Annotated in this window: 3 protein-coding genes; all 3 read right to left on the bottom strand. The window is 53.0% G+C overall.

The window, feature by feature from the left end:
• Positions 1-305: 305 nt before the first annotated feature.
• The 3 genes from M3200_RS05125 to M3200_RS05115 all read right to left on the bottom strand — a co-directional run bounded on the left by M3200_RS05125 (position 306) and on the right by M3200_RS05115 (position 2,812).
• Entirely contained in the window at positions 306-761 is a 456-nt protein-coding gene (locus M3200_RS05125; RefSeq protein ID WP_022382476.1) for a hypothetical protein, read from the bottom strand.
• 31 nt (positions 762-792) lie between these two features.
• Positions 793-1,221, bottom strand: coding sequence for a VOC family protein (locus M3200_RS05120; protein WP_022382475.1), 429 nt, complete (start codon positions 1,219-1,221; stop codon positions 793-795).
• Positions 1,222-1,402: 181 nt separating this feature from the next.
• Positions 1,403-2,812: an aspartate ammonia-lyase gene (locus M3200_RS05115; RefSeq protein ID WP_022382474.1), complete on the bottom strand. Its 1,410-nt coding sequence runs from the start codon at positions 2,810-2,812 to the stop codon at positions 1,403-1,405.
• Positions 2,813-2,963 lie beyond the last annotated feature (151 nt).

Genomic DNA, 2,963 nt, shown 5'->3' with positions numbered 1-2,963 from the left:
AGCACCGGGCATCTCCAAAGGCGGCTCCCTCTATGTTAATGCCAACGAAGCAGCTGCCCTCTTCGGTCTCAAAGGCACCCTCGAAGACAACGGCACCTACGTCATCCAGTAAAATGGTCTCTTGATATTTGTCACCATTTCTTTTATACTGACTTCAAAGGGTACCTCTGTCACCATAGACGCGTTATTCGCTACGCGTTGGCGACGAGGTACTTTTTTATGTGTATTATCAAAGACAAAAGCATCTCCCCGGCGCGGCAGCTGCGCGTTTTGAGGAGATGCTTTTTTGCAGATGATCGGGATTTTTAGTCGTCTACTTTCCATGAGTCCGGAAGGAGGCAGCCGACGAGGATGCCCACGACGAGGACGCCGTACTTGATGCCTGAGGGCATGAAGAGGTCGGCGACGGCGTACATCAGGACGACGACGGCGGCGAGTTCCTTTCCCCTGGGGTAGACGCGGTAGCGCTGGAACCAGGAGGAGAAGAGGATGACGTTCGCAATGAGCGTCAGGAAGAGCTGCGCGCCTGTGATGATGACGAGCGTCGTCATCTGCGGCAGCTGGAGCAGATAAGCCGCTGTCATGATGCCGATGGCAATGAGGGCGACGGGGATAAGGAAGAGCATCCTTTTGATGAATGTTTTCCTTCGTATGGTCTTTCTCCAGTCGAATGCGTTCTTCCTGTATGCCGAGAAGGCGAGAATCAGGATGGAGAGGACGTATTCGGCAATGAAAAACAGATTGGCCTGATGAGGTGTCATAGTGTTCCTTTCCCAATAAAACAGGACGGGCTCATTCGCTTGCGAGCTCGTCCTCATCTATAAAGTGCGGCTTCTTGCGGAGCGTCTTGTCCGCATAGCGTGCGATTTCTATGAAATTTCCATCCGGGTCGATGAGGTAGATGCTCTTCATCGGTCCGCGGGCGCCGTTTCTATCGACGATGCCGGTCACAAGCGGTGCATGGCGTTCTTCCAGCTCGCGGAGCACGTCTTCCATCGGATCGTCCGTGATGAGGCAGAGATTGATGATGCCCATGCGCACAGCGCTCGGAGTAAAGTCCGTCAGTCCTTTTTTCAGCGTGATTTCACAGGAACCGAAGTATAGGCAGATTTGCCCGTCTTTTTCATGCGCTTCCATGGAAAGGACATCATGATAAAAGCGGAGACACCGGTCGATGTCCGGCGTGGTCAGTACGATATGGTGATTATCGCGTAGTTTCATGAATTCCCCTCTTTTCTTGTCTCTTTCGGAAGTATGGTTATTATTTTAATGACTTTCGTTCAAAAGTGCAAACCGTAATGCACGATACACAATAAAAGAATGTGAAAGAAGAACTCTTCATCCACATTCCTTTATTTTATTCTTATTCTATTATATACGATGAATCAATGATTCGTAAGTCTTACCGGGCCAGCGCGTCCTTGCCGCCTGCGATGCCCGGATGGGTCATCTCATAGGGCGAGAGAATTTTCTGGATCGCGCTTTCAGAGAGGAGCTTCCTTGCAAGGAGGATTTCCCGCACGGGCCGTCCTGTCGTGTAAGCTTCCCTCGCAGTCGCGGCGCACTTTTCGTAGCCGATATGCGGGAGGAGCGCTGTGATGACGCCGACGCTGTGGTCGACCCAGCTCTTGCACTGCTCTTCATTCGCCTCGAGGTCCTTCAGCAGTTTCTCAGTGAATGTGGTGACTGCATTCGTGAGGTAGAGGAAGGAGTGGAAAAGGTTGAAGGAAAGGACCGGCTCCATGACGTTCAGTTCGAGCTGCCCGTTTTCGACGGCCAGTGTCAGGGTAAGGTCATTCCCAATGACCTGGTAGCAGGTCTGGTCGAGGACTTCGGCAATGACCGGATTGACTTTGCCTGGCATGATCGAGGAACCGGGCTGGCGGGCGGGCACCTTCAGTTCATTGAGGCCGCAGCGCGGGCCGGATGCCATGAGACGGATGTCATTGGCAATCTTGATGAGGGAAAGGGAAACGACCTTGAGCGCGCCGGAGACATCGGCAAAGCAGTCTGTCGTATTCGTCGTGTCGATCAGGTTGTCCGCTGTCTTGAAGGAAAAGCCGGTCAGCCGGGAAAGGATTTCCGGGAAGAGGCGGATGTATTCCGGTTCTGCATTGAGCCCGGTGCCGACGGCGGTGCCTCCCATGTTGAGCGCTTCCAGAGAAGAAAGGGAAAGGGAAATGCGGCGGATCCCGCGGCGCACGGCAACGGCATACGAATCCATTTCCTCGCCAAGAGTGATCGGCACAGCGTCCTGGAGGTGCGTGCGTCCCATCTTGATGACGTCCTTGAATGCTTCTCCCTTTTCATCGAAGCCTCTTGCCATGGAAGAAAGCGCATCCATCAGGCGGTATGCCTTCCTGACGAGGCAGACCTTGATCGAGGTCGGGAAGACATCGTTCGTCGACTGCGCCATGTTTGCATGGTTGTTCGGTGAAATGATGTCATAGCGGCCCTTCGGATAGCCGAGTAGTTCGAGCGCGCGGTTGCAGAGGACTTCATTCATGTTCATATTGACGGATGTGCCGGCGCCGCCCTGGATGGGATCCAAAGGAAACTGGTCGAGCAGTTTTCCTTCGATGATTTCATCCGCTGCGCGTATGATGGCGTCCCCGATTACGGGATCCATCCGTCCTGTCTTCAGATTGGTCAGGCAGGAAGCTTTTTTGACGACAGCCATGGACTGGATGAAATCCGGGTCAAGCTGCGCGCCGGTGATCTGGAAATTTTCCATGGCTCTCATCGTCTGCACGCCGTAATATACCTCATCAGGTACGAGTTTCTCTCCCAGAAAATCATGTTCCTTTCTCATTTTGCAAGCCTCCTGTAAATGAAATAGATAGATTTGATAGAAATGGATAACTTTTCCTTATAGCAAAACAGAGCTTTACATAAGAAAAGGGGGCAGAGCTTCCGCACGAAGCGGACCGCTCTGCTCCACGAAGAAGGGCGTCCGGCACTGC

Origin of the sequence: Dialister sp. CAG:357, from assembly GCF_000435155.1 — a bacterium.
Classification (GTDB): Bacteria; Bacillota; Negativicutes; order Veillonellales; family Dialisteraceae; genus Dialister; species Dialister hominis.
The sequence above is the reverse complement of the archived record's forward strand: the minus strand, read 5'-3'. Positions and strand labels throughout refer to the sequence as shown.